A 19,312-nucleotide genomic window follows, 5' to 3' on the forward strand; every position below is an offset into this window, starting at 1 on the left:
TGGCCCTTGGAGGATGCCACCCCGTCGCCGATGCTGGTGCCGTGGACACCTCGCCGCCGCTCTCCCCCACCCCCCGCAGCACCGTCCGCCGGGGGGCGGCGCGGGCGCGCACCGACCGCGCCGAGCTGCACGCCGTCCTCGACGCCGGGCTGGTCGGCCACCTCGGGATCGTGCTCGACGGCGCGCCGGTGGTGCTGCCCACCGGCTACGGCCGGCGCGGGGACACGCTGTACGTGCACGGCTCCACGGGCGCGGCCACGCTGCGCGCCGCGGCGGCCGGGGCGCCGGTGTGCCTCACCGTCACCCACGTCGACGGGGTGGTCTACGCGCGCTCGGCGTTCCACCACTCGATGAACTACCGCTGCGCGGTGGTCCACGGGACGGCGCGGGTGGTGACCGACCCGGAGGAGCTGCTGCTCGGGCTCGAGGTGCTGACCGAGCACCTGGCGCCGGGCTCGTGGTCGGCCACCCGCCGGCCGACCCGCAGGGAGCTGGCCGCCACCGCGCTGCTGGCGCTGGACCTGACCGAGGCCAGCGTCAAGGTGCGCACCGGGCCGCCCGTCGACGACGAGGAGGACCTGGCGCTGCCGGTGTGGGCGGGGGTGCTGCCGCTGCGCACCGTCCTCGGCGCACCGGAGCCCTGCCCGCTGCTGCCCGCGGGGACCGCGGTGCCCGACCGCGTCCTCGGCCGACGGGCGTGACGCGATGACACCGTCGGCCTACCGGCCGACACCGCGGCCAGGTGAGGTCCCCGGCAGCGTCGAGCCGGACCCGCCGCCCCTGCGCGGACCCCTCGACACCGTCGGCCTACCGGCCGACACCGCGGCCAGGTGAGGTCCCCGGCAGCGTCGAGCCGGACCCGCCGCCCCTGCGCGGACCCCTCCGGGGCCCGCTCGGGGCGGCGACCGCTACGCGGGGGTGACCCGCAACAGGCGGTCCTCGCCGTCGCCGTTGTCGGTGGTCAGGTACAGCGCGTCGTCGCTGCCGAGCACCGGGGTGCGCACCCGGCCGTAGGTGTCCTCCAGCTCCGGCACGCGGAACTGCTCGACCAGCCGGCCCTCGTCGACCCGCAGCGCCAGCACGCCGGTGTCCTTCTGCACGCCGATGACCAGGACGCCGTCGTAGCCGCCCCACTGCGCGCCGCTGAGGAACTCCGCGCCGCTGGTGGCGATCGTCGGGAGGCCGGAGGACCAGACCGCGGGGATCGCGCCGGGGACGGCCGGGTCGGTCATCGGCACGCTCTCGTCGTAGCCACCGCCGGAGCCGTCGGGGTCCCACCCGTAGTTTCCGCCGGGCACCGACAGGTTGACCTCGTCGTCGCGGTCGGAGCCCTGCTCGGCGGTGTACACCGCGCCGGTGCCCGGGTGCACGGCGATGCCCTGCACGTTGCGGTGCCCGGAGCTGAGGACCAGCCGGGTGTCGGGGTCGGCGTCGTCGGCGAACGGGTTGCCGGGAGCGGGGCCGCCGGTGGCCGGGTCGACGCGCAGGACCTTGCCGGCCGTCGTGCCGAGGTCCTGCGGGTTGGCGCCGACGGCGTTGTCGCCGGTGCCGACCAGCAGCGCGCCGGTCGGGTCGAAGCGCACCCGGCAGCCACCGTGCCGGCCGGAGGACTCGTTCACCGGGATGTCGCCGACGAGGGGGTCGGCCACGCGGGTGGCGCGGGTCCAGCCGGCGTCGACCGTCCAGGCGACCACCTGGATCTCCGCGCCGCCGTCCTCCTCGACGCCCTGGCAGGTGTAGAACCGCCGGTCGTCGGCGAAGGACGGGCTGAGCACCAGGCCCATGAGGCCGGTCTCGCCGACGGCGAAGAGGTCGGCGAGGTCGGCGTCGAGCTCCCGGGCCGCGCCGTCGGGCAGCACGACGGTCAGGCCGCCGCCGCGCTCGTCGAGCAGCAGGGTGCCGTCGGGGGCCTGCGCGACGTCCCACGGGTGGTCGAGGCCGTCGAGGACGGTCTCCACCTCCAGCGCGGGCAGGCCGCCGGGCGCGGTCCCCCCGCCGTCGGGGGCCCCGGTCGGCGCCTCGGCCTCCTGCCTGCCGGGCAGGTCGCCGGTCCCGTCCCCCGAGCAGCCGGTCAGCAGGAGCGCAGCGGCCAGCACGGCCCGCGTGCAGGCTCCCGCCGCGGGGCTGCGCGCGGCGAGGGGCACGGGGGTCCTCAGCTGGTGCGGGTGACCACGTAGTCGCACAGCGCGGCGAGGGCGTCGCGCACCTCACCGGCCGGGACGTCGGCGAGGGAGGCCTGGGCGCGGTCGGCGTAGTCGCGCAGCACCTCGCCGGCGCGTGCCAGCGCCGCCGAGCTCCGCAGCAGCGCCAGCGCCTCGGCGTGCTCGGCGTCGTCGGACAGCGGGCGGGCGACCAGCTCGCGCAGCCGCGCCTCGGCGGGGTCGTCCCCGGTGAGCGCGATGAGCGCCGGCAGCGTGGCGATGCCCTCGCGGAGGTCGGTGCCCGGCGACTTCCCGGAGGCGCCGTCCTCGCTGACGATGTCGAGCAGGTCGTCGGAGATCTGGAAGGCGACGCCGACCAGCTCGCCGAAGCGGGTGAGCGCCTCGACCAGCGCGGGCTCGACGCCGGCGAAGGTGGCGCCGAAGCGGGCGGAGGTGGCCACCAGCGAGCCGGTCTTGTCGGCGAGCACCTCGAGGTAGTGGGTGACCCGGTCCTCGCCCGGGCGCGCGCCCACGGTCTCCCGGATCTGCCCCGTGACCAGCCGCTCGAAGGTCCGCGCCTGGATGCGCACCGCCTCGGGGCCGAGGTCGGCGAGGATGTCCGACGCACGGGCGAAGAGGAAGTCGCCGGTCAGGATGGCCACGCTGTTGGTCCACCGGCTGTTGGCGCTGGGCGCCCCGCGGCGGACGGAGGCCTCGTCCATCACGTCGTCGTGGTAGAGCGTCGCCAGGTGGGTCAGCTCGCAGACGACGGCGGCGCGGACGACGTCGGGGGCCTGCGCGTCCCCGAGCTGGGCGGCCAGGAGCGCGAGCATCGGCCGGAACCGCTTGCCCCCGGCCGCCATGAGGTGCCCGGCCGCCTCGGAGACGAACGAGTGGTCGCTGTCCACGGCGGTGGCGAGAGCCGCCTCCACACGGGCGAGCCCGTCGCCCAGGGACGTCCCGAGCGGGCCGGCGGGCAGCCAGGCCCCGACGGTGGAGGCGGGTGTCGAGATGCGGTGCCAGACCTCGGCCGGGGCGATCCCGTCGACGGCGGCACGGGGTCCGGTCATCAACCGACGAAGATAGCCGCCTGGTCCGCCAGGGCGAGCACCGACCCGGGGACGACGCCCAGCACCAGGGTGGCCGCCGCCGTCACGGCCAGCACGATCGTGGTGGGCAGGCCGGGCACGCCGACCGTGGGACCGTCGGCCGCGGGCTCGGAGAAGTACATGAGCACGATCACCCGCAGGTAGAAGAAGGCCGCCACCGCGCTGGCCAGCAGCGCGACCAGGGCCAGCGGCCAGGCACCGTTCTCGATGGCGGCCCGGAACACGGCGAACTTTCCGGTGAACCCGCTGGTGAGCGGGATGCCGGCCAGCGCGAGCAGGAACAGGCTCATCACCGCGGCGGTGAGCGGCGAGCGCTGCGCCAGCCCGGCCCACTGCGACAGGTGGGTGGCCTCGCCGTCACCGCTGCGCACCAGGGTGAGGACGGCGAACGCGCCGAGCGTGGTCAGGCCGTAGGCGAGCAGGTAGAACATCGTGGCCGGCAGGCCGGAGCCCGCGGGGTCACCGGCGCCCGGGTAGCCCAGGACGCCGGTGAGCAGGAAGCCGGCGTGGGCCACCGAGGAGTAGGCCAGCATCCGCTTGAGGTCGGTCTGGGTGAGACCGAGGACCGCGCCGACGACCATGGAGACGATGGCGACGCCGTAGACCAGGGGCCGCCAGGTCCACTCCTCGGGACCGAACGCGACGTAGAGCAGCCGCAGGATCGCGCCGAACGCGGCGACCTTGGTGCAGGCGGCCATGAAGGCGGTCACCGGGGTGGGCGCGCCCTGGTAGACGTCGGGCGTCCAGGTGTGGAACGGGGCGACGCTCGCCTTGAACAGCAGGCCGACGACGAGCAGCGCGAGGCCCAGCACGAGCAGCACCTCGCCGTCGCCCGCGCCCACCGCGGAGCGGACGTCGGCCAGCCGCACGCTGCCGGTGGCGCCGTAGACCAGGGCGACGCCGTACAGGAAGAACGCCGAGGCGAAGGCGCCGAGCAGGAAGTACTTGACCGCGGCCTCCTGCGACAGCAGCCGCCTCCGGCGGGCCAGGCCGCTGATCAGGTACAGCGGGAGGCTGAGCACCTCGAGCGCGACGAACATGACCAGCAGGTCGTTGGCCGCGACGAACAGCATCATCCCGCCGACGGCGAACAGCGTCAGCGGGTAGACCTCGGTCTGCACCCGCTGCACGGTGAGCAGCTCGCGGTCGCGGACGCTGCCGGCCGGGACGGCGGCGGAGACCACGAACGCCGAGCGGGCCGGGTCGAGGTTGCGCTCGGCGAACATCAGCACCGACAGGGCGGCGAGCCCGGCGATGGTGGCCTGCAGGAAGACGGCGGCGCCGTCGACGGCGAGCGCCCCGCCGGCGGTCACCTCCCCGGTGCCGGCCAGCAGCAGGGTGGTGACCAGCCCGCCGAGGGTGCCGACCAGCGCGACGCCCACCTGGACCGGGTGGCGGCTCTCGCGCGGCCCGAACGCCTCGACCAGCACCCCGACGCAGGCGGCGCCGAAGACGAACAGCAGCGGCAGGAGTGCGGCCAGCGAGAGGTCGGGGGCCTCGATGGACATCAGTCGGTCCCCTCGGAGGAGTCGGGCGTGCCGGCACCGACGTCGCTCATGGTGGCGGCGACGGCGGGCTCGACCAGGCGGACGAGCGGCTGCGGGTAGACGCCGAGCACGAGGACCAGCGCCACGAGCGGGGCGACGACGGCGACCTCGCGGCGGGACAGGTCCCGCACGCGGGTGGCGACGCCGGCGGCCCGGGTGAGCGTGGCCGTCCCCGCCGTCCCCGTGGTCGTGACGCCGGCGGGGCTGGCGGCGGTGGCGCCGGCCGCGTGACCGGGCTCCGGGACCGCGGTGCCGGCCGTCGCGTCGTCGTCGGCGGGGAACAGCACGCCGCGCGGCGGGCCGTGCATCGTGCGTTGGTAGAGCAGCAGCACGTAGAGCGCGGCCAGCACGATGCCCACGGTGGCCAGGACCGTGAACACCGGCCGGGTCGGGAACGAGCCGATGAGCACCAGGAACTCGCTGACGAAGCTGTTGGTGCCCGGCAGCGCCAGCGAGGCCAGCCCCGCCACGAGGAACACCCCGGCGAGCTTCGGCGCGTGCGCGGCCACGCCGCCGTAGTCGCCGACCAGCCGGGACCCGCCGCGGGCGATGAGCATCCCGACGACGAGGAACAGCAGGCCCGTGGCGATGCCGTGGTTGACCATGTAGAGCACGGCGCCGGTGCCGGCCTCGGTGGTGAACGCGAAGACGCCGAGCGCGATGAAGCCGAAGTGCGCGATCGAGGTGTAGCTGACCAGCCGCTTCATGTCGCTCTGCCCCATCGCCAGCAGCGCGGCGTACAGGATGCCGGCGACCGCGAGCACCAGCACCAGTGGCGCGAACTCCCGCGACGCGTCGGGGAACAGCGGCAGGCAGTAGCGCAGGAAGCCGAAGGTGCCCACCTTGTCCAGGACGCCGACCAGCAGCACCGCGCCGCCGATCGGGGCCTCGGCACCGGCGTCGGGCAGCCAGGTGTGCAGCGGCACCAGCGGCGCCTTGATCGCGAAGGCGACGAAGAAGCCGAGGAACAGCAGCCGCTGCGCCGTGGGGTCGATGTCGAGGTCGTTGAGCGCGGTGAAGGAGAAGGTGCCCTCCCCCGCCGCCTCGCTGACCACGTAGAGGCCGATGACGGCGGCCAGCATGACCAGGCCGCCGACCAGGCTGTAGAGGAAGAACTTGACCGCCGCGTACTGCCGCCGCGGACCGCCGAAGCTGCCCACGATGAAGTACATCGGGACGAGCATCGCCTCGAAGAAGACGTAGAACAGGAAGACGTCGGTGGCGGCGAAGACGCCGACCATGCACGCCTCGAGCAGCAGCAGCCAGGCGAAGAAGGTGCGCATCGAGCGGCGCCCGGGCGAGGTGTCCCGCCAGGAGGCCAGCACCACCACCGGCACCAGGACGCCGACCAGCAGCAGCATCACCAGCGCGATGCCGTCGACGCCGAGGGCGAAGTCGACGCCGAAACCGGGGATCCAGGGCACCGAGCTGGTGAGCTGGAACCGCTCGCCGTCGGGGTCGAAGGCCAGGGCGGCCAGCACCGCCAGGACGAGCACGACCAGGCTCACGCCGAGGGCGGCCTGCTTGGCCGTGGCCTCCCGGTCACCGGGCAGCGCCGCGACGACGGCGGCGCCCAGCGCGGGCACCACCAGCATCGCGAGCAGCAGCAGGGAGTCGCTCACGCCGGGCTCCTGAGGGTCGCGGTCGGCACGTCGTCGGTCGTCCTCTCGTCGGGCAGGGGTCCGCTCACCCGGCCGTCACCGCCAGCAGGGCCCCGGCCACGACGACCGCGCCGCCGAGCATCCCGAGGGCGTAGGACCGGACGAAGCCGGTCTGCGCCCGGCCCAGCCGCGAGGACGAGCCGCCGAGCGTGGCGGCCAGGCCGTTGACCGCGCCGTCGACGCCGCGGTTGTCCACCCACACCAGCGCGCGGGTCAGCCACTGCCCGGGCCGCATGAACAGCGACTCGTTGACCGCGTCGGCGTAGAGGGCCTGGCGGGCGGCACGGGTGACCGGCGAGACGCGCTCCGGCGCGACCACCGGGATCTCGCGGCGACCGACGAACAGCCACGCGGCCAGGACGCCGACCAGCACCACCGCGGTCACCACGATCCCGACGACGGCGGGCGCCACCACGTGCTCGGCCTCCTCGGGGGCACCGAACACCGGGGACAGCCACTCGTCGAGCGGGAAGACGTTGACCAGGAGGAACCCCGCGGCCACCGACCCGACGGCGAGCACGACCATCGGCGCGGTCATCACCGACGGCGACTCGTGCGGGTGCACGCCCTCGGTCCACCGCGGCCGGCCGAGGAAGGTCATCAGCATCAACCGGGTCATGTAGAAGGCGGTCAGCCCGGCCCCGACGACGGCGACGGCACCCAGCAGCCAGCCCGACGTCCCGCCGCGGTCCAGCGCCGCCTCGATGATCGCGTCCTTGGTCCAGTAGCCGGACAGGAACGGGAAGCCGATGAGCGCCAGGTAGCCCAGGCCGAAGGTGACGAAGGTGACCGGCAGCCTGCGCGCCAGCCCGCCGAAGCGGCGCATGTCCACCTGGTCGTCCATGGCGTGCATGACCGACCCGGCGCCGAGGAACAGCCCGGCCTTGAAGAAGCCGTGGGTGAGCAGGTGGGCGATGCCGGCCGCGTAGCCGACCGGGCCCAGGCCCACCGCCAGGAACATGTAGCCGATCTGGCTGACCGTGGAGTAGGCCAGCACCTTCTTGATGTCGTCGTAGGCGCAGCCGGCGATCGCGCCGATGAGCAGGGTGAGCGCGCCGACGGCGAGGACGACGGTGCGGGCGGTCGGCGTGAGGTCGTAGATCGGCGCCGAGCGGGCGATGAGGTAGACGCCGGCGGTGACCATGGTGGCGGCGTGGATGAGCGCCGAGACCGGCGTCGGGCCCTCCATGGCATCGGGCAGCCACGCCTGCAGCGGGAACTGGCCGGACTTGCCGCAGGCGCCGAGCAGGAGCAGCAGGCCGATGGCGGTGACGGTCCCGCCGGCCAGCGTGCCGATGCCCCCGAAGACGCCCTCGTAGCTCACCGTGCCCAGCTGGGCGAACATGAGGAAGATCGCCAGGGCCAGGCCGACGTCGCCGACCCGGTTCATGACGAACGCCTTCTTCGCGGCGGTGGCCGCGGCCGGGCGCTCGTGCCAGAAGGCGATGAGCAGGTAGGACGCCAGGCCGACGCCCTCCCAGCCGACGTAGAGGGCCACGTAGTTGTCGCCGAGGACGAGCAGCAGCATCGCCGCGACGAACAGGTTGAGGTAGGCGAAGAAGCGGCGGCGGCGCGGGTCGTGCGCCATGTAGCCGATCGAGTAGACGTGGATGAGCGCGCCCACGCCGGTGATCAGCAGCACGAACGTCGCCGACAGCGGGTCGACGAGCAGGCCGGCCCGCACGTCGAGCTCGCCGACGCCGATGAAGGTGAACAGGTCGACGGCGACCGAGCGCTGGTCGCTGCCGGCCAGCGCGACGGTGCACAGCAGCCCGACGACGAACGCGGCGGCGACGGTCGCCGTCCCCAGCAGGTGGCCGAAGCGGTCGGTGCGGCGGCCGCCGAGCAGGAGGACCGCGGCCCCGAGCAGCGGCAGCGCGATCACCAGCCACGCGGCCGAGAGCAGTCCGTCGGCGGCGACGGTGTCCAGTCCCCCGGTGTCCATGTCCCCGGCTCCCGTCAGTACTTGAGCAGGTTGGCGTCGTCGACCGACGCCGACCGGCGGGTCCGGTAGATCGACATGATGATCGCCAGGCCGACGACGACCTCGGCGGCGGCCACGACCATGACGAAGAAGGCCATGATCTGGCCGTCGATGGTCCCGGTGGCCCGGGCGAAGGTGACCAGCGTCAGGTTCACCGAGTTGAGCATCAGCTCGACGCACATGAACACGACGATCGCGTTGCGGCGCACCAGCACGCCGACCGCGCCGATGGTGAACAGGATCGCCGCGAGCACCAGGTAGTGCGTCAGCGTCATCGCGGGCCCTCCAGGCTGCCGAGCGACGCGTCGGGGCTGCCGAGCTGGCCGCGGCCGGTGGGGCGCGGCATCTGCTCGACGTCCTGGGCGTCGATGCCGGTGGCGACCGTCTCGTCGGCGGTGCTGCCGTCGGGCAGCAGCGCGGGGGCGGCGACGGAGTTGGCGCGGGCGTACACGCCGGGGCCGGGCAGCGTCTGCGGCCGGTCGGTGAGGAAGCGCGCCCGGGACAGCTCCTTCTGGGTCTGCCGGGTGCCGGGCTCGCGCTCGATGTGGGCCAGCACCATCGCGCCGACCGCGGCGGTGATGAGCAGCGCGCTGGTCACCTCGAAGGCCAGCAGGTACCGGGTGAAGAGCACCTCGGCGATCGCCTGGATGTTGCCCGTCCCGCCCCGCTCGTCCAGGCCGGTGGCCGCGGTGTCCCGGGTGGCGCGGGCGATGCCGGCGCCGACCAGCCCGGCGAAGCCGACGCCGAGCACGATCGCGGCCACCCGCTGCCCGCGCAGGGTCTCCACGACCGAGTCCGAGGAGTCGCGGCCGACCAGCATGAGCACGAACAGGAAGAGGATCATGATCGCGCCGGTGTAGACGATGATCTGCACCGCGCCGAGGAACGGCGCCGACTGGACGACGTAGAAGACGCCCAGCGTCAGCATGGTGTTGACCAGCCAGAGCGCCGAGTGGACGGCGTTGCGGCTGAACACCATGCCCAGCGCGCCGGCCAGCGCGATCGGGCCGAGCACCCAGAAGACGACGGCCTCCCCGGTGCCCAGCTGGACCGAGGTGTCGGCGGCCGCGGCGACCACGTTCATGCCCGCTCCACCGTCACCGGCTCGGCCGCCGAGCCGGCCTCCGGCTCGCGCACGTAGTAGGCCTTCTCGTCCTCGCCCAGGCGCATGGCGTGCGGCGGGGCCTCCATGCCCGGCAGCAGCGGGGCCATGAGCTGCTCCTTGGTGTAGATGAGGTCGGCCCGGTTGTCGTCGGCCAGCTCGAAGTCGTTGCTCATGGTCAGCGAGCGGGTCGGGCAGGCCTCGATGCACAGGCCGCAGAAGATGCAGCGCAGGTAGTTGATCTGGTAGACGCGGCCGTAGCGCTCGCCGGGGCTGTAGCGCTCGTCCTCGGTGTTGTCGCCGCCCTCGACGTAGATCGCGTCGGCCGGGCACGCCCACGCGCACAGCTCGCAGCCGACGCACTTCTCCAGCCCGTCGGGGTGCCGGTTGAGCACGTGCCGCCCGTGGTAGCGCGGCTTGGTCACCTTGGGCGTCTCGGGGTACTGCTCGGTGGTCACCTTCTTGAACATCTGGCCGAAGGTGACGCCGAAGCCCTGGCCCGGCGCCGGGAAGAGGCTGCGCCGCGCGGGTGCGGCACCGCCGCCGCCGGCACGCTCGACCTCCCCGCCGCCGCGCCGGGCCGGGGTGGCTCCCGCGGGGGTCCGCTCAGACATCGGGGTCCTCCTGTGCGCTGGTGGCGGTGCTGCCCCTGCCGCCCGGGGCCCGGCGGCCGCTGCTGACCACCCCGCCCGCGGGCGCGCCGACCGGCTCGCCGCGGCGCAGCCGGGGCGAGGGCGGCACGGCGAGGTCCATGGGCGGCACCGGGAAGCCGCCCTCGGCGCGGGCCGGGCCGCTGCGCTGGGCGGGGCGGTGCCGCGGCCCGGCGGGGGGCAGCACCTCGGGCTCGGGGTCGGGGTCGGTGGCGTGCACCCCGCCGGCCGCGGCGTCGGCGGCCATGAGCCGGGTGTCGCGGTTGGCGGTGCGGCTGGCGATCAGCAGGCCGGCGAGCACCACGATGGCCATCGGCACGCCGACGAACAGCGCGACCTGGCCGCTGGAGAGCTCCGCCTCGCGGGCGACGGTGCGCATGGTGGCGACGACGAGGATCCAGACCAGCGCGGTGGGGACCAGGACCTTCCAGCCGAAGCGCATGAACTGGTCGTAGCGCAGCCGGGGCAGCGTCCCGCGCAGCCAGATGAAGACGAACAGCGCGAGGACGACCTTGAGGAAGAACCACAGCAGTGGCCACCAGCCGGAGTTGGCGCCGTCCCAGATCGACAGCGGCCACGGCGCCCGCCAGCCCCCGAGGAACAGCGTCGCGGCCAGGGCCGAGACGGTGACCATGTTGATGTACTCGGCCAGGAAGAACAGCGCGAACTTCAGCGACGTGTACTCGGTGTGGAAGCCGCCGACCAGCTCGCTCTCGGCCTCGGGCAGGTCGAAGGGCGCCCGGTTGGTCTCGCCCACGACGGCGACGACGTAGATGACGAAGCTGACCGGCAGCAGGACGGCGAACCAGCTGGGCCCGGTGAACTCCAGGCCGAAGAACGACACCTGGTTGCCGTCGGCCTGGGCGGCGACGATCTCCGAGGTGGACATCGAGCCCGCGTAGAGGAACACCGCGACGATCGACAGGCCCATCGCGATCTCGTAGCTGACCATCTGCGCGGCGCTGCGCAGCCCGCCGAGGAGCGGGTAGGTGGAGCCCGATGCCCAGCCGGCGAGCACGATGCCGTAGACGCCCATCGCCGAGCAGGCCAGCACGACGAGCACGCCGATGGGGGCGTCGGTCAGCTGCAGCGGGGTCCGCTGGCCGAAGATGCTCACCGTCGGGCCCAGCGGGATGACCGAGAAGGCCAGGAACGCCGGGACCGCGGAGATGACCGGCGCCAGGAAGTACACCGGCCGGTCGGCCAGCGCCGGCATGATGTCCTCCTTGAACGCCAGTTTGAGCCCGTCGGCCAGGCTCTGCAGCGACCCGCGCGGCCCGACCCGGTTGGGGCCGGAGCGCTGCTGCATGCGGGCGACGACCTTGCGCTCGAACACGATGGCGAACAGCGTCATCAGGACCAGCACGCCGAACACGCCGACGATCTTGATGAGCACGATCCACCAGACGTCGGACCCGAAGTCCTCGAGCGTCGGCTGGTCGGCGGCGGCGAGCGGCGTCACGCGGCACCTCCGGACAGGCGGACGACGGCGCCGGGCGCGGTGCCGAGGTCGCGGTACAGCTCGCTGCCGGGCGAGCGCAGCGGCAGCCAGACGACGCCGTCGGGCATGTCGGTGACGCACAGCGGCAGGGTCACCGAGCCGGTCGCGCCGGTGACGGTGAGCGGGTCGCCGTCGGCCAGGCCCAGCCGGGCGGCCGCCTCGGGGGCCAGCCGGGCCACCGGCGGGCGCGCCGTGCCGGCGAGCTCGGGCTCGTCACGCTGCAGGGTGCCGACGTCGAGCAGCTGCCGCCACGAGGCCAGCAGCGCCTCGCCGGCGCCGGGCTGCGGGGCGACCGCGGGCGGCTCGTCGAGGCCCGGGACCTCCGCAGGGGTGACCGCGGCGCCGAGGGCGGCGAGCTCGGCGCGGGCGGCCTCGGGCGCGGGCAGCCGCAGGTCGACGTCGAGGTGCTCGGCCAGACCGTGCAGCACCCGGCCGTCGGGCAGCTGGCCGGTGCCGTGCAGCGTGGCGTCGAAGGAGCGCACCCGCCCCTCCCAGTCCAGGTAGCTGCCGGCCTTCTCGGGCGCGGCGGCCACCGGCAGGACGACGTCGGCGTGCGCGGTGACGGCGCCGGGCCGCTGCTCGAGGCTGACCACGAACGACGCCGCGGCCAGGGCGGCCGCGGCCAGCCGCGGGTCGGGCAGGTCGTCGGGGTCGACGCCGCCGACGACGAGACCGGCCAGCCGCCCGTCGCGGACCGCGGTGAGGATGCCGGTGGTGTCCCGGCCGGGGACGGCGGGGAGGTCGGCGGGGTCGACGCCCCACAGCGCGGCGACCTCGGCGCGGGCGACGGGGTCCTCGACCGGGCGCCCACCGGGCAGCAGCGCCGGCAGCGCACCGGCCTCGACGGCGCCGCGCTCACCGGCCCGCCGCGGCACCCACGCGACCCGTGCACCGGTGGCCCGGGCGAGCGCGACCAGCGCGGTGAACGCGCCGGGGACCGCGGCCAGCCGCTCGCCGGCGAGCACCACCGCACCGGGCTGCCGCAGCGCCTCGACCGCGGGGCCGCCCCAGCTGCCGCCGGCCAGCGCACCGAGCGCGCGGGCCTCGTCGCCGGGCCGGGTGACCAGGACGGTGGCCTGCAGCTTCTGCGCGGCCCGGGTGGCGAAGGGCGCGAGGTCGTAGACGGCCAGCCCGCCCCGGCGCACCGCCCGCCGCAGCCGGAGGAAGACGATCGGCGACTCCTCCTCCGGCTCGAGGCCGGCCAGGAGCACCGCGGGAGCGGCGGTGAGCTCGTCGTAGGTGACCGCGCCGTCGCCCGGGGAGCGGCCGGCGACGTGCGCGGCGAGGAACGCCTGCTCCTCGGGCGAGTGCGCGCGGGCGCGGGCGTCGACGTCGTTGGTGTGCAGGGCCGTCCGGGCGAACTTGGCGTAGGCGTAGGCGTCCTCGACGGTGAGCCGGCCGCCGGGCAGCACCCCGACACCGCCGGCCGCCCGCGCCGCGCGCAGCCCCTCCGCGGCGGCGGCCCACGCGTCCGGCCACGAGGCGGGGGCGAGCACGCCGTCGGCGCCGCGCACCAGCGGGGTGCCGAGCCGGTCGTTGGTCGCCGCGTAGCGGAACGCGTAGCGGCCCTTGTCGCAGGTCCACTCCTCGTTGACCGCGGGGTCCTCGCCGGCCAGCCGGCGCATGACCTTGCCGCGCCGGTAGTCGGTGCGCATCGCGCAGCCCGAGGAGCAGTGCTCGCACACCGAGGGCTCACTGCGCAGGTCGAAGGGCCGGGAGCGGAACCGGTACTGGGCGCTGGTCAGCGCGCCGACCGGGCAGATCTGGGTGGTGTTGCCGGAGAAGTAGGAGGAGAAGGGCTCGTCCTCGTAGACGGCGACCTGCTCCAGCGCGCCCCGCTCGAACAGCTCGATGAACGGGTCACCGGCCACCTGCTGGGAGAAGCGGGTGCAGCGCGCGCACAGGACGCAGCGCTCGCGGTCGAGCAGGATCTCGCTGCTGATCGGCAGCGGCTTGGGGTAGGTCCGCTTGACGTCGACGAAGCGGGACTCGCCGCGGCCGTTGCTCAGCGCCTGGTTCTGCAGCGGGCACTCGCCGCCCTTGTCGCAGACCGGGCAGTCCAGCGGGTGGTTGATCAGCAGCAGCTCCATCGTCCCCTGCTGCGCCTTGTCGGCGACCGCGCTGGTCAGCTGGGTCCTCACGGCCATGCCGTCGGTGACCGGCATGGTGCAGGAGGCCACCGGCTTGCGCTGGCCCTCGACCTCGACCAGGCACTGCCGGCAGGCGCCGACCGGGTCGAGCAGCGGGTGGTCGCAGAACCGGGGGATCTGGATGCCGACCATCTCCGCGGCCCGGATGATCAGCGTCCCCTTGGGCACCGCGACGTCGAAGCCGTCGATGGTGCAGTGGACGGCGTCCGGCGGGGTGTGCGGGCCCGGGACGCCGGGCGGCACCGCCGCCGCGGGCTCGGGACTGGTGGGCGTCAGGGTCACTGGTCCTCCTCGCTGGCGCTCGTCGCACCAGTGCCACGGGGTGCTGTGTCTCTACGTGACCTCGCGAGCTCGGTCACGAGGCGGCTCCGACGGGCTCGAGGCGCAGGGAGCGGCCCAGGCGGGCCCGCTCCTCGGGCGGCAGCAGCGCGACGTAGTCGTCGCGGAAGTACTTCAGCGAGCTGGTGATGCAGCTGGTCGCGCCGTCGCCGAGGGCGCAGAAGGACCGGCCGAGGATGTTGTCGCAGGTGTCGGTGAGCAGGTCGAGGTCGGCGGCCGTCCCGCGGCCGTCGACCAGCCGCTGCAGCACCTGGACCAGCCAGTAGGTGCCCTCGCGGCACGGGGTGCACTTGCCGCAGCTCTCGTGGGCGTAGAACTCGGTGAACCGCAGGGTGGCCTCGACGATCGAGTCGGTCTCGTCGAAGACCATCAGCGCGGTGGTGCCGAGCATGGAGCCCGCGGCCGCGACCGAGTCGAAGTCCAGCGGCACGTCGAGGTGCTCGGCGGTGAAGTACGGCGTCGACGAGCCGCCCGGCGTCCAGAACTTCAGCTCGTGACCGGGCCGCACGCCACCGGCCATGGCGAGCAGCTCGCGCATGGTGGTGCCCATCGGGGCCTCGTACTGGCCGGGGCGCACGACCCGGCCCGAGAGCGAGTAGATCTTCGGCCCGGGCGACTTCTCCGGCCCGAACTGCTTGAACCACTCGGCCCCGCCGCGGACGACGAACGGCACGGTGGCCAGCGTCTCCACGTTGTTGATCACCGTCGGCGCGCCGTAGAGGCCGGCGACGGCGGGGAACGGCGGCTTGAGCCGCGGCTGGCCGCGGTAGCCCTCGAGCGAGTCGAGCAGCGCCGTCTCCTCGCCGCAGATGTACGCGCCCGCCCCGGCGTGCACGACCAGCTCCAGGTCGTAGCCCGAGCCCAGGACGTCGCGGCCGAGGTAGCCGGCCGCGTAGGCCTCCTCGACGGCGTTGACCAGCCGGCGGTGGGCGTGCACCGCCTCGCCGCGGACGTAGATGACCGCGAACCGGCAGCGGATCGCGTACGCCGAGATGATCACGCCCTCCACCAGGGAGTGCGGGTCGGTCATCATCAGCGGGAGGTCCTTGCAGGTGCCCGGCTCGCCCTCGTCGGCGTTGACCACGAGGTACTTGGGCATCGCGGCCGGCCCGGTGGGCGTCTCCCCCGGCTTGGGCTGCGGGATGAAGCTCCACTTCATGCCGGTGGGGAACCCGGCGCCGCCGCGGCCGCGCAGGCCGGAGTCCTTGACCAGGGACACCAGCTCGTCGGGGCTCATCGACAGCGCCGTGCGCAGGGCGGCGTAGCCGTCGAGCGACTCGTAGGTGGACAGCCGCCACGGCTGGTCGGCGCCCCAGCGCGAGGTGAGGACGGGGGTCAGCGGCATGTCAGGCCTTCCCTGGACCCTGGCCGGAGGTGCCCGGCTCGGTCCCTGCGGGGGTGTCGGGGGTGGGACGGGACCCGGGCGGCGTCTCCCGGCCGTACTCGGTGCCCTCGTCGGGGTGGGTCTGCGCGGCGCCGGCCCGCTCGGCGGGGTTGTCGGCCGCGGCGACGCGGGCGTCGGCGGCCTCCTTCTCGGGCGTCTGCCCGGTGTCGGCCCCGTCCAGGGGCCCGCCCTGAGCCTGCGAAGGGTGGGGGGGACGGGGTCCTTCACGCATCGGCGGGGCGGTCTCGCCGCGCTCGGCGGCCAGCCGGAGGCCGGCCAGCGTCGGGCCCCACTCCCCCGGCGCGTCGACGGCGGCTCTGGCGGCCGCGGCGTCGGCGTGCTGGGAGAAGCCGGCCAGCTGGCGGGAGACGCCGCGGAAGTCGGTCAGCGGTGCCCCGCGGGTCGGGTGCGGCTTCTCCCCGCGGCGCAGCGCGGCCACCAGCGCGCGGGCGCTGTCGACGTCCTGCTGGTCGTAGAACTCGTAGTCGACGGTGACGACGGGCGCGTAGTCGCAGGCGGCCAGGCACTCGGCGTGCTCGAGGGTGACCGACCCGTCGGCCGCCGTCTCGTCGTGGTGCACGCCGAGGTCGGCCGAGAGCGCGTCCATGATCCGCTGCCCGCCGAGGACGGCGCACAGCGTGTTGGTGCAGACGCTGACCAGGTGCCGGCCGGTCGGGCGGCGCTTGTACATCGTGTAGAAGGTGGCCACCGCGCCGACCTCGGCCTTGGTCAGGCCGAGCTCCTCGGCGCACAGCGCCACGCCCTCGGGCGAGACGTAGCCCTGGTAGCTCTGCACCAGGTGCAGCATCGGCAGCAGCGCCGAGCGCGGCTGCGGGTAGCGGGCGGTGATCTCGCGCGCCTCGAGCCGGGTCTGCTCGGTCAGCGGCGGCAGGTCCGCGGCCGCGGGCTCGACGGGGCTGTCGACCAGCCCCGTCGTCGCCGCACCCTCGGCCGATCCGGGCAGCGCACTCATCGGTCCACTCCCCCCATGACCGGGTCGATGGAGGCGATGGCCGCGATGACGTCGGCGATCATGCCGCCCTCGCTCATCGCCGCGGTCGCCTGCAGGTTGACGAAGCTGGGGTCGCGCACGTGGACGCGGAACGGGCGGGTGCCGCCGTCGCTGACCACGTGGTAGCCGAGCTCCCCGCGCGGGGACTCGACCGGCACGTACACCTGGCCGGCCGGGACGCGGAAGCCCTCGGTGACCAGCTTGAAGTGGTGGATGAGGGCCTCCATCGAGGTGCCCATGATGTGCCGGACGTGCTCCAGGGAGTTGCCCATGCCGTCGGCGCCGAGCGACAGCTGCGCCGGCCAGGCGATCTTCTTGTCCTCGACCATCACCGGGCCGGGCTCGAGCCGGTCGAGCGCCTGCCGGACGATCTTGAGCGACTCGAACATCTCGGCCATCCGGACCAGGTAGCGGCCCCACGCGTCGGAGGTGTCGGCGGTCGGCACCTCGAAGTCGTAGTCCTGGTAGCCGAGGTAGGGCTCGGTGCGGCGCAGGTCCCAGGGCAGCCCGGCGGCGCGCAGCACGGGCCCGGTGATGCCGAGCGCCAGGCAGCCGGTGACGTCGAGGTAGCCGACGTCCTTGAGCCGGCGCTGCCAGATGGGCTGGCCGGTGAGCAGCTTGTGGTAGCCGGCCAGCCGCTCGGGCATGACGGTCAGCCACTCGCGGATGGACTCCACCGCACCGGGCGGCAGGTCCTGCGCGACGCCGCCGGGGCGGACGTAGGCGTGGTTCATCCGCAGGCCGGTGATCTCCTCGAGCAGGTCGAGGCACAGCTCGCGCTCGCGGAAGCCGTTGGTCATGCCGGTCAGCGCGCCGAGCTCCATGCCGCCGGTGGCCAGGCCGACGAGGTGCGAGGCGATCCGGTTGATCTCCATGACCAGCACCCGGATGGTCTGCGCCCGCGACGGCGCGTCGATGCCGAGCAGCTTCTCGACGGCCAGGCAGTAGGCGGTCTCGTTGTACAGCGGGGACAGGTAGTCCATCCGCGTGACGAACGTCGTCCCCTGCGTCCAGTTGCGGTACTCGACGTTCTTCTCGATGCCGGTGTGCAGGTAGCCGATGACCACCCGCGCCTTGGTCACCGTCTCGCCCTCGAGGTCGAGCACCAGCCGCAGGACGCCGTGCGTCGAGGGGTGCTGCGGCCCCATGTTGACGACGAGGCGTTCCTCACCGGTGAGGTCGCTGCCGAACGCCTGGTCCCAGTCGCCGCCGGTGACGGTGTAGACGCGGCCCTCGGTGGTCTCGCGCGAGCCGGCGTAGGGGTCCCGGGTGCCCGGGTCGGTCGTGGTCACCGGTAGCTCCGCCGGGTGTCGGGCGGCGGGACGGTCGCGCCGTGGTACTCGACCGGGACGCCGCCGAGCGGGTAGTCCTTGCGCTGCGGGTGCCCGTCCCAGTCGTCGGGCATGAGGATCCGGGTCAGCGCGGGGTGGCCGTCGAAGACGACGCCGAACATGTCGTAGGTCTCCCGCTCGTGCCAGTCCGCCGTCGGGTAGACCGAGGACACCGACGGCACGTGCGGGTCCTCCACCGTGACCGCCACCTCCAGCCGGATCCGCCGCCGGTAGGTCATCGACGTCAGGTGGTAGACGACGTGCAGCCGCGGCCGGCCCGGCGTCGCCGCCGGCCCGCCGCTGCCCTCGTAGTCGACGCCGGAGACGCTGCTGCACAGCTCGAAGCGCAGCGCGTCGTCGTCGCGCAGGGCCTGCACCAGGGTGAGCAGGTGCTCGCGGGCCACGAAGTAGGTGATCTCGCCGCGGTCGACCAGCACGCGCCGGACGGCGGCGGCGTAGGTGGCCTCGCCCACGGCCTCGACCAGCGCGTCGGTGACCTCGTCGAACCAGCCGCCGTAGGGCCGGTCGGTGGAGTGCAGCGCCACCGCGCCGCCGGGCTCGACGCGGACCAGCCCGCCGAAGCCGGAGGTGTCCCCGCTGCCGGAGACGCCGAACGCGCCCTTGCGGAACCCGCCGCCGGGGGCGGCGGCGCCCTGTCCGGCGTCGGTGCCGCTGCGGTCGCCGGGGCCGGTCACCGCTGGCTCCGCACGTACGGCTCGGGCAGCAGGACGGCCCGGCCGCCGCGCTGCTCGATGGCGAACTGGCCGGTGCGCCCGGCGGCCGCGGCCTCCTCGTAGGCCCGGCGGGCCGCCTTGTCCACGCGGACGCTCGAGGGCATCTCCACCAGCAGGTCGCGCGCGCGGCCCTCGGCCCGGTCCTGCTCGAGCTGGCGGGCCCGCCGCTCCCCGAGCGGCTCGTTCTGGATCTTGTGGTGGAGCTTGAGGATGGCGTCCATCAGCATCTCCGGGCGCGGCGGGCAGCCGGGCAGGTACATGTCCACCGGGACGACGTGGTCGACGCCCTGCACCACCGCGTAGTTGTTGAACATGCCGCCGGAGCTGGCGCACACGCCCATGGCGAGCACCCACCGCGGCTCGGGCATCTGGTCGTAGATCTGCCGCAGGACCGGCGCCATCTTCTGGCTCACCCGGCCGGCGACGATCATCAGGTCGGCCTGGCGCGGCGAGGCGCGGAAGACCTCCATGCCGAAGCGGGCCAGGTCGTAGCGGCCGGCGCCGGTGGCCATCATCTCGATGGCGCAGCAGGCCAGCCCGAAGGTGGCCGGCCACAGCGAGGACTTGCGGGTCCAGTTGACCAGCTTCTCGACGCTGGTCAGCAGGAACCCGCTGGGCAGCTTCTCCTCGAGACCCATCTCAGCTCCCTGCCGTCGGGGTCGTCGTT

General features: G+C 74.2%; 16 protein-coding genes. 1 reads left to right on the forward strand and 15 read right to left on the reverse strand.

Going from position 1 to position 19,312, the window contains the following annotated elements:
* Nucleotides 1-41 precede the first annotated feature (41 nt).
* Complete coding sequence (locus BLQ97_RS02910) at nt 42-701, forward strand: pyridoxamine 5'-phosphate oxidase family protein (protein ID WP_091363008.1); 660 nt, start codon at nt 42-44, stop codon at nt 699-701.
* 207 nt (nt 702-908) lie between these two features.
* Here BLQ97_RS02910 and BLQ97_RS02915 read toward each other — a convergent pair whose 3' ends face one another.
* From BLQ97_RS02915 to BLQ97_RS02985, 15 genes are all read right to left on the reverse strand, one after another.
* Nucleotides 909-2,096 (reverse strand): PQQ-dependent sugar dehydrogenase, encoded by a 1,188-nt coding sequence (locus tag BLQ97_RS02915; RefSeq protein WP_217637014.1) that lies wholly within the window; start codon nt 2,094-2,096, stop codon nt 909-911.
* A gap of 56 nt (nt 2,097-2,152) precedes the next feature.
* Nucleotides 2,153-3,211 (reverse strand): polyprenyl synthetase family protein, encoded by a 1,059-nt coding sequence (locus BLQ97_RS02920; protein ID WP_091363012.1) that lies wholly within the window; start codon nt 3,209-3,211, stop codon nt 2,153-2,155.
* Entirely contained in the window at nt 3,211-4,758 is a 1,548-nt protein-coding gene (nuoN, locus tag BLQ97_RS02925) for an NADH-quinone oxidoreductase subunit NuoN (RefSeq protein ID WP_091363015.1), read from the reverse strand. Before nuoN ends, BLQ97_RS02920 begins: the two co-directional genes overlap by 1 nt.
* Nucleotides 4,758-6,419 (reverse strand): NADH-quinone oxidoreductase subunit M, encoded by a 1,662-nt coding sequence (locus BLQ97_RS02930; RefSeq protein ID WP_091363017.1) that lies wholly within the window; start codon nt 6,417-6,419, stop codon nt 4,758-4,760. The genes nuoN and BLQ97_RS02930 overlap by 1 nt, the downstream gene beginning before the upstream one ends.
* Before the next feature lie 64 nt (nt 6,420-6,483).
* Nucleotides 6,484-8,403 (reverse strand): NADH-quinone oxidoreductase subunit L, encoded by a 1,920-nt coding sequence (gene nuoL / locus BLQ97_RS02935; protein WP_091363019.1) that lies wholly within the window; start codon nt 8,401-8,403, stop codon nt 6,484-6,486.
* Nucleotides 8,404-8,417: 14 nt separating this feature from the next.
* On the reverse strand, nt 8,418-8,717 hold the full coding sequence (gene nuoK, locus BLQ97_RS02940) for an NADH-quinone oxidoreductase subunit NuoK (RefSeq protein WP_075013278.1): 300 nt from the start codon (nt 8,715-8,717) through the stop codon (nt 8,418-8,420).
* The gene (locus BLQ97_RS02945) at nt 8,714-9,526 is read right to left on the reverse strand and encodes an NADH-quinone oxidoreductase subunit J (protein ID WP_091363021.1); all 813 of its coding nucleotides are present in this window, start codon (nt 9,524-9,526) and stop codon (nt 8,714-8,716) included. Before BLQ97_RS02945 ends, nuoK begins: the two co-directional genes overlap by 4 nt.
* On the reverse strand, nt 9,523-10,158 hold the full coding sequence (gene nuoI / locus BLQ97_RS02950) for an NADH-quinone oxidoreductase subunit NuoI (protein ID WP_091363023.1): 636 nt from the start codon (nt 10,156-10,158) through the stop codon (nt 9,523-9,525). Before nuoI ends, BLQ97_RS02945 begins: the two co-directional genes overlap by 4 nt.
* The gene (gene nuoH, locus BLQ97_RS02955) at nt 10,151-11,656 is read right to left on the reverse strand and encodes an NADH-quinone oxidoreductase subunit NuoH (protein ID WP_091363025.1); all 1,506 of its coding nucleotides are present in this window, start codon (nt 11,654-11,656) and stop codon (nt 10,151-10,153) included. The genes nuoI and nuoH overlap by 8 nt, the downstream gene beginning before the upstream one ends.
* Nucleotides 11,653-14,127, reverse strand: a complete 2,475-nt coding sequence (locus BLQ97_RS02960) for an NADH-quinone oxidoreductase subunit G (RefSeq protein WP_091363027.1) — start codon at nt 14,125-14,127, stop codon at nt 11,653-11,655. The genes nuoH and BLQ97_RS02960 overlap by 4 nt, the downstream gene beginning before the upstream one ends.
* A 73-nt stretch (nt 14,128-14,200) precedes the next feature.
* On the reverse strand, nt 14,201-15,529 hold the full coding sequence (gene nuoF / locus BLQ97_RS02965; protein WP_091363030.1) for an NADH-quinone oxidoreductase subunit NuoF: 1,329 nt from the start codon (nt 15,527-15,529) through the stop codon (nt 14,201-14,203).
* A gap of 1 nt (nt 15,530) precedes the next feature.
* Nucleotides 15,531-16,541, reverse strand: coding sequence for an NADH-quinone oxidoreductase subunit NuoE (gene nuoE, locus BLQ97_RS02970; RefSeq protein ID WP_091363033.1), 1,011 nt, complete (start codon nt 16,539-16,541; stop codon nt 15,531-15,533).
* Complete coding sequence (locus tag BLQ97_RS02975) at nt 16,538-17,872, reverse strand: NADH-quinone oxidoreductase subunit D (RefSeq protein WP_091363036.1); 1,335 nt, start codon at nt 17,870-17,872, stop codon at nt 16,538-16,540. Before BLQ97_RS02975 ends, nuoE begins: the two co-directional genes overlap by 4 nt.
* Nucleotides 17,869-18,606: an NADH-quinone oxidoreductase subunit C gene (locus BLQ97_RS02980; protein WP_091363039.1), complete on the reverse strand. Its 738-nt coding sequence runs from the start codon at nt 18,604-18,606 to the stop codon at nt 17,869-17,871. Before BLQ97_RS02980 ends, BLQ97_RS02975 begins: the two co-directional genes overlap by 4 nt.
* Nucleotides 18,603-19,283 (reverse strand): NuoB/complex I 20 kDa subunit family protein, encoded by a 681-nt coding sequence (locus BLQ97_RS02985; protein WP_091363041.1) that lies wholly within the window; start codon nt 19,281-19,283, stop codon nt 18,603-18,605. The genes BLQ97_RS02980 and BLQ97_RS02985 overlap by 4 nt, the downstream gene beginning before the upstream one ends.
* Between the last annotated feature and the right edge of the window lie 29 nt (nt 19,284-19,312).

This window comes from Geodermatophilus telluris (assembly GCF_900102745.1).
GTDB classification, from domain to species: Bacteria; Actinomycetota; Actinomycetes; order Mycobacteriales; family Geodermatophilaceae; genus Geodermatophilus; species Geodermatophilus telluris.

What these genes read in the sequence shown, in the direction of transcription:
- BLQ97_RS02920 (WP_091363012.1), bottom strand. Translation starts at nt 3,211, where the DNA reads ATGACCGGACCCCGTGCCGCCGTCGACGGGATCGCCCCGGCCGAGGTC.
- nuoN (WP_091363015.1), bottom strand. Translation starts at nt 4,758, where the DNA reads ATGTCCATCGAGGCCCCCGACCTCTCGCTGGCCGCACTCCTGCCGCTG.
- nuoL (WP_091363019.1), bottom strand. Translation starts at nt 8,403, where the DNA reads ATGGACACCGGGGGACTGGACACCGTCGCCGCCGACGGACTGCTCTCG.
- nuoK (WP_075013278.1), bottom strand. Translation starts at nt 8,717, where the DNA reads ATGACGCTGACGCACTACCTGGTGCTCGCGGCGATCCTGTTCACCATC.
- BLQ97_RS02945 (WP_091363021.1), bottom strand. Translation starts at nt 9,526, where the DNA reads ATGAACGTGGTCGCCGCGGCCGCCGACACCTCGGTCCAGCTGGGCACC.
- nuoI (WP_091363023.1), bottom strand. Translation starts at nt 10,158, where the DNA reads ATGTCTGAGCGGACCCCCGCGGGAGCCACCCCGGCCCGGCGCGGCGGC.
- nuoF (WP_091363030.1), bottom strand. Translation starts at nt 15,529, where the DNA reads ATGCCGCTGACCCCCGTCCTCACCTCGCGCTGGGGCGCCGACCAGCCG.
- nuoE (WP_091363033.1), bottom strand. Translation starts at nt 16,541, where the DNA reads ATGAGTGCGCTGCCCGGATCGGCCGAGGGTGCGGCGACGACGGGGCTG.
- BLQ97_RS02985 (WP_091363041.1), bottom strand. Translation starts at nt 19,283, where the DNA reads ATGGGTCTCGAGGAGAAGCTGCCCAGCGGGTTCCTGCTGACCAGCGTC.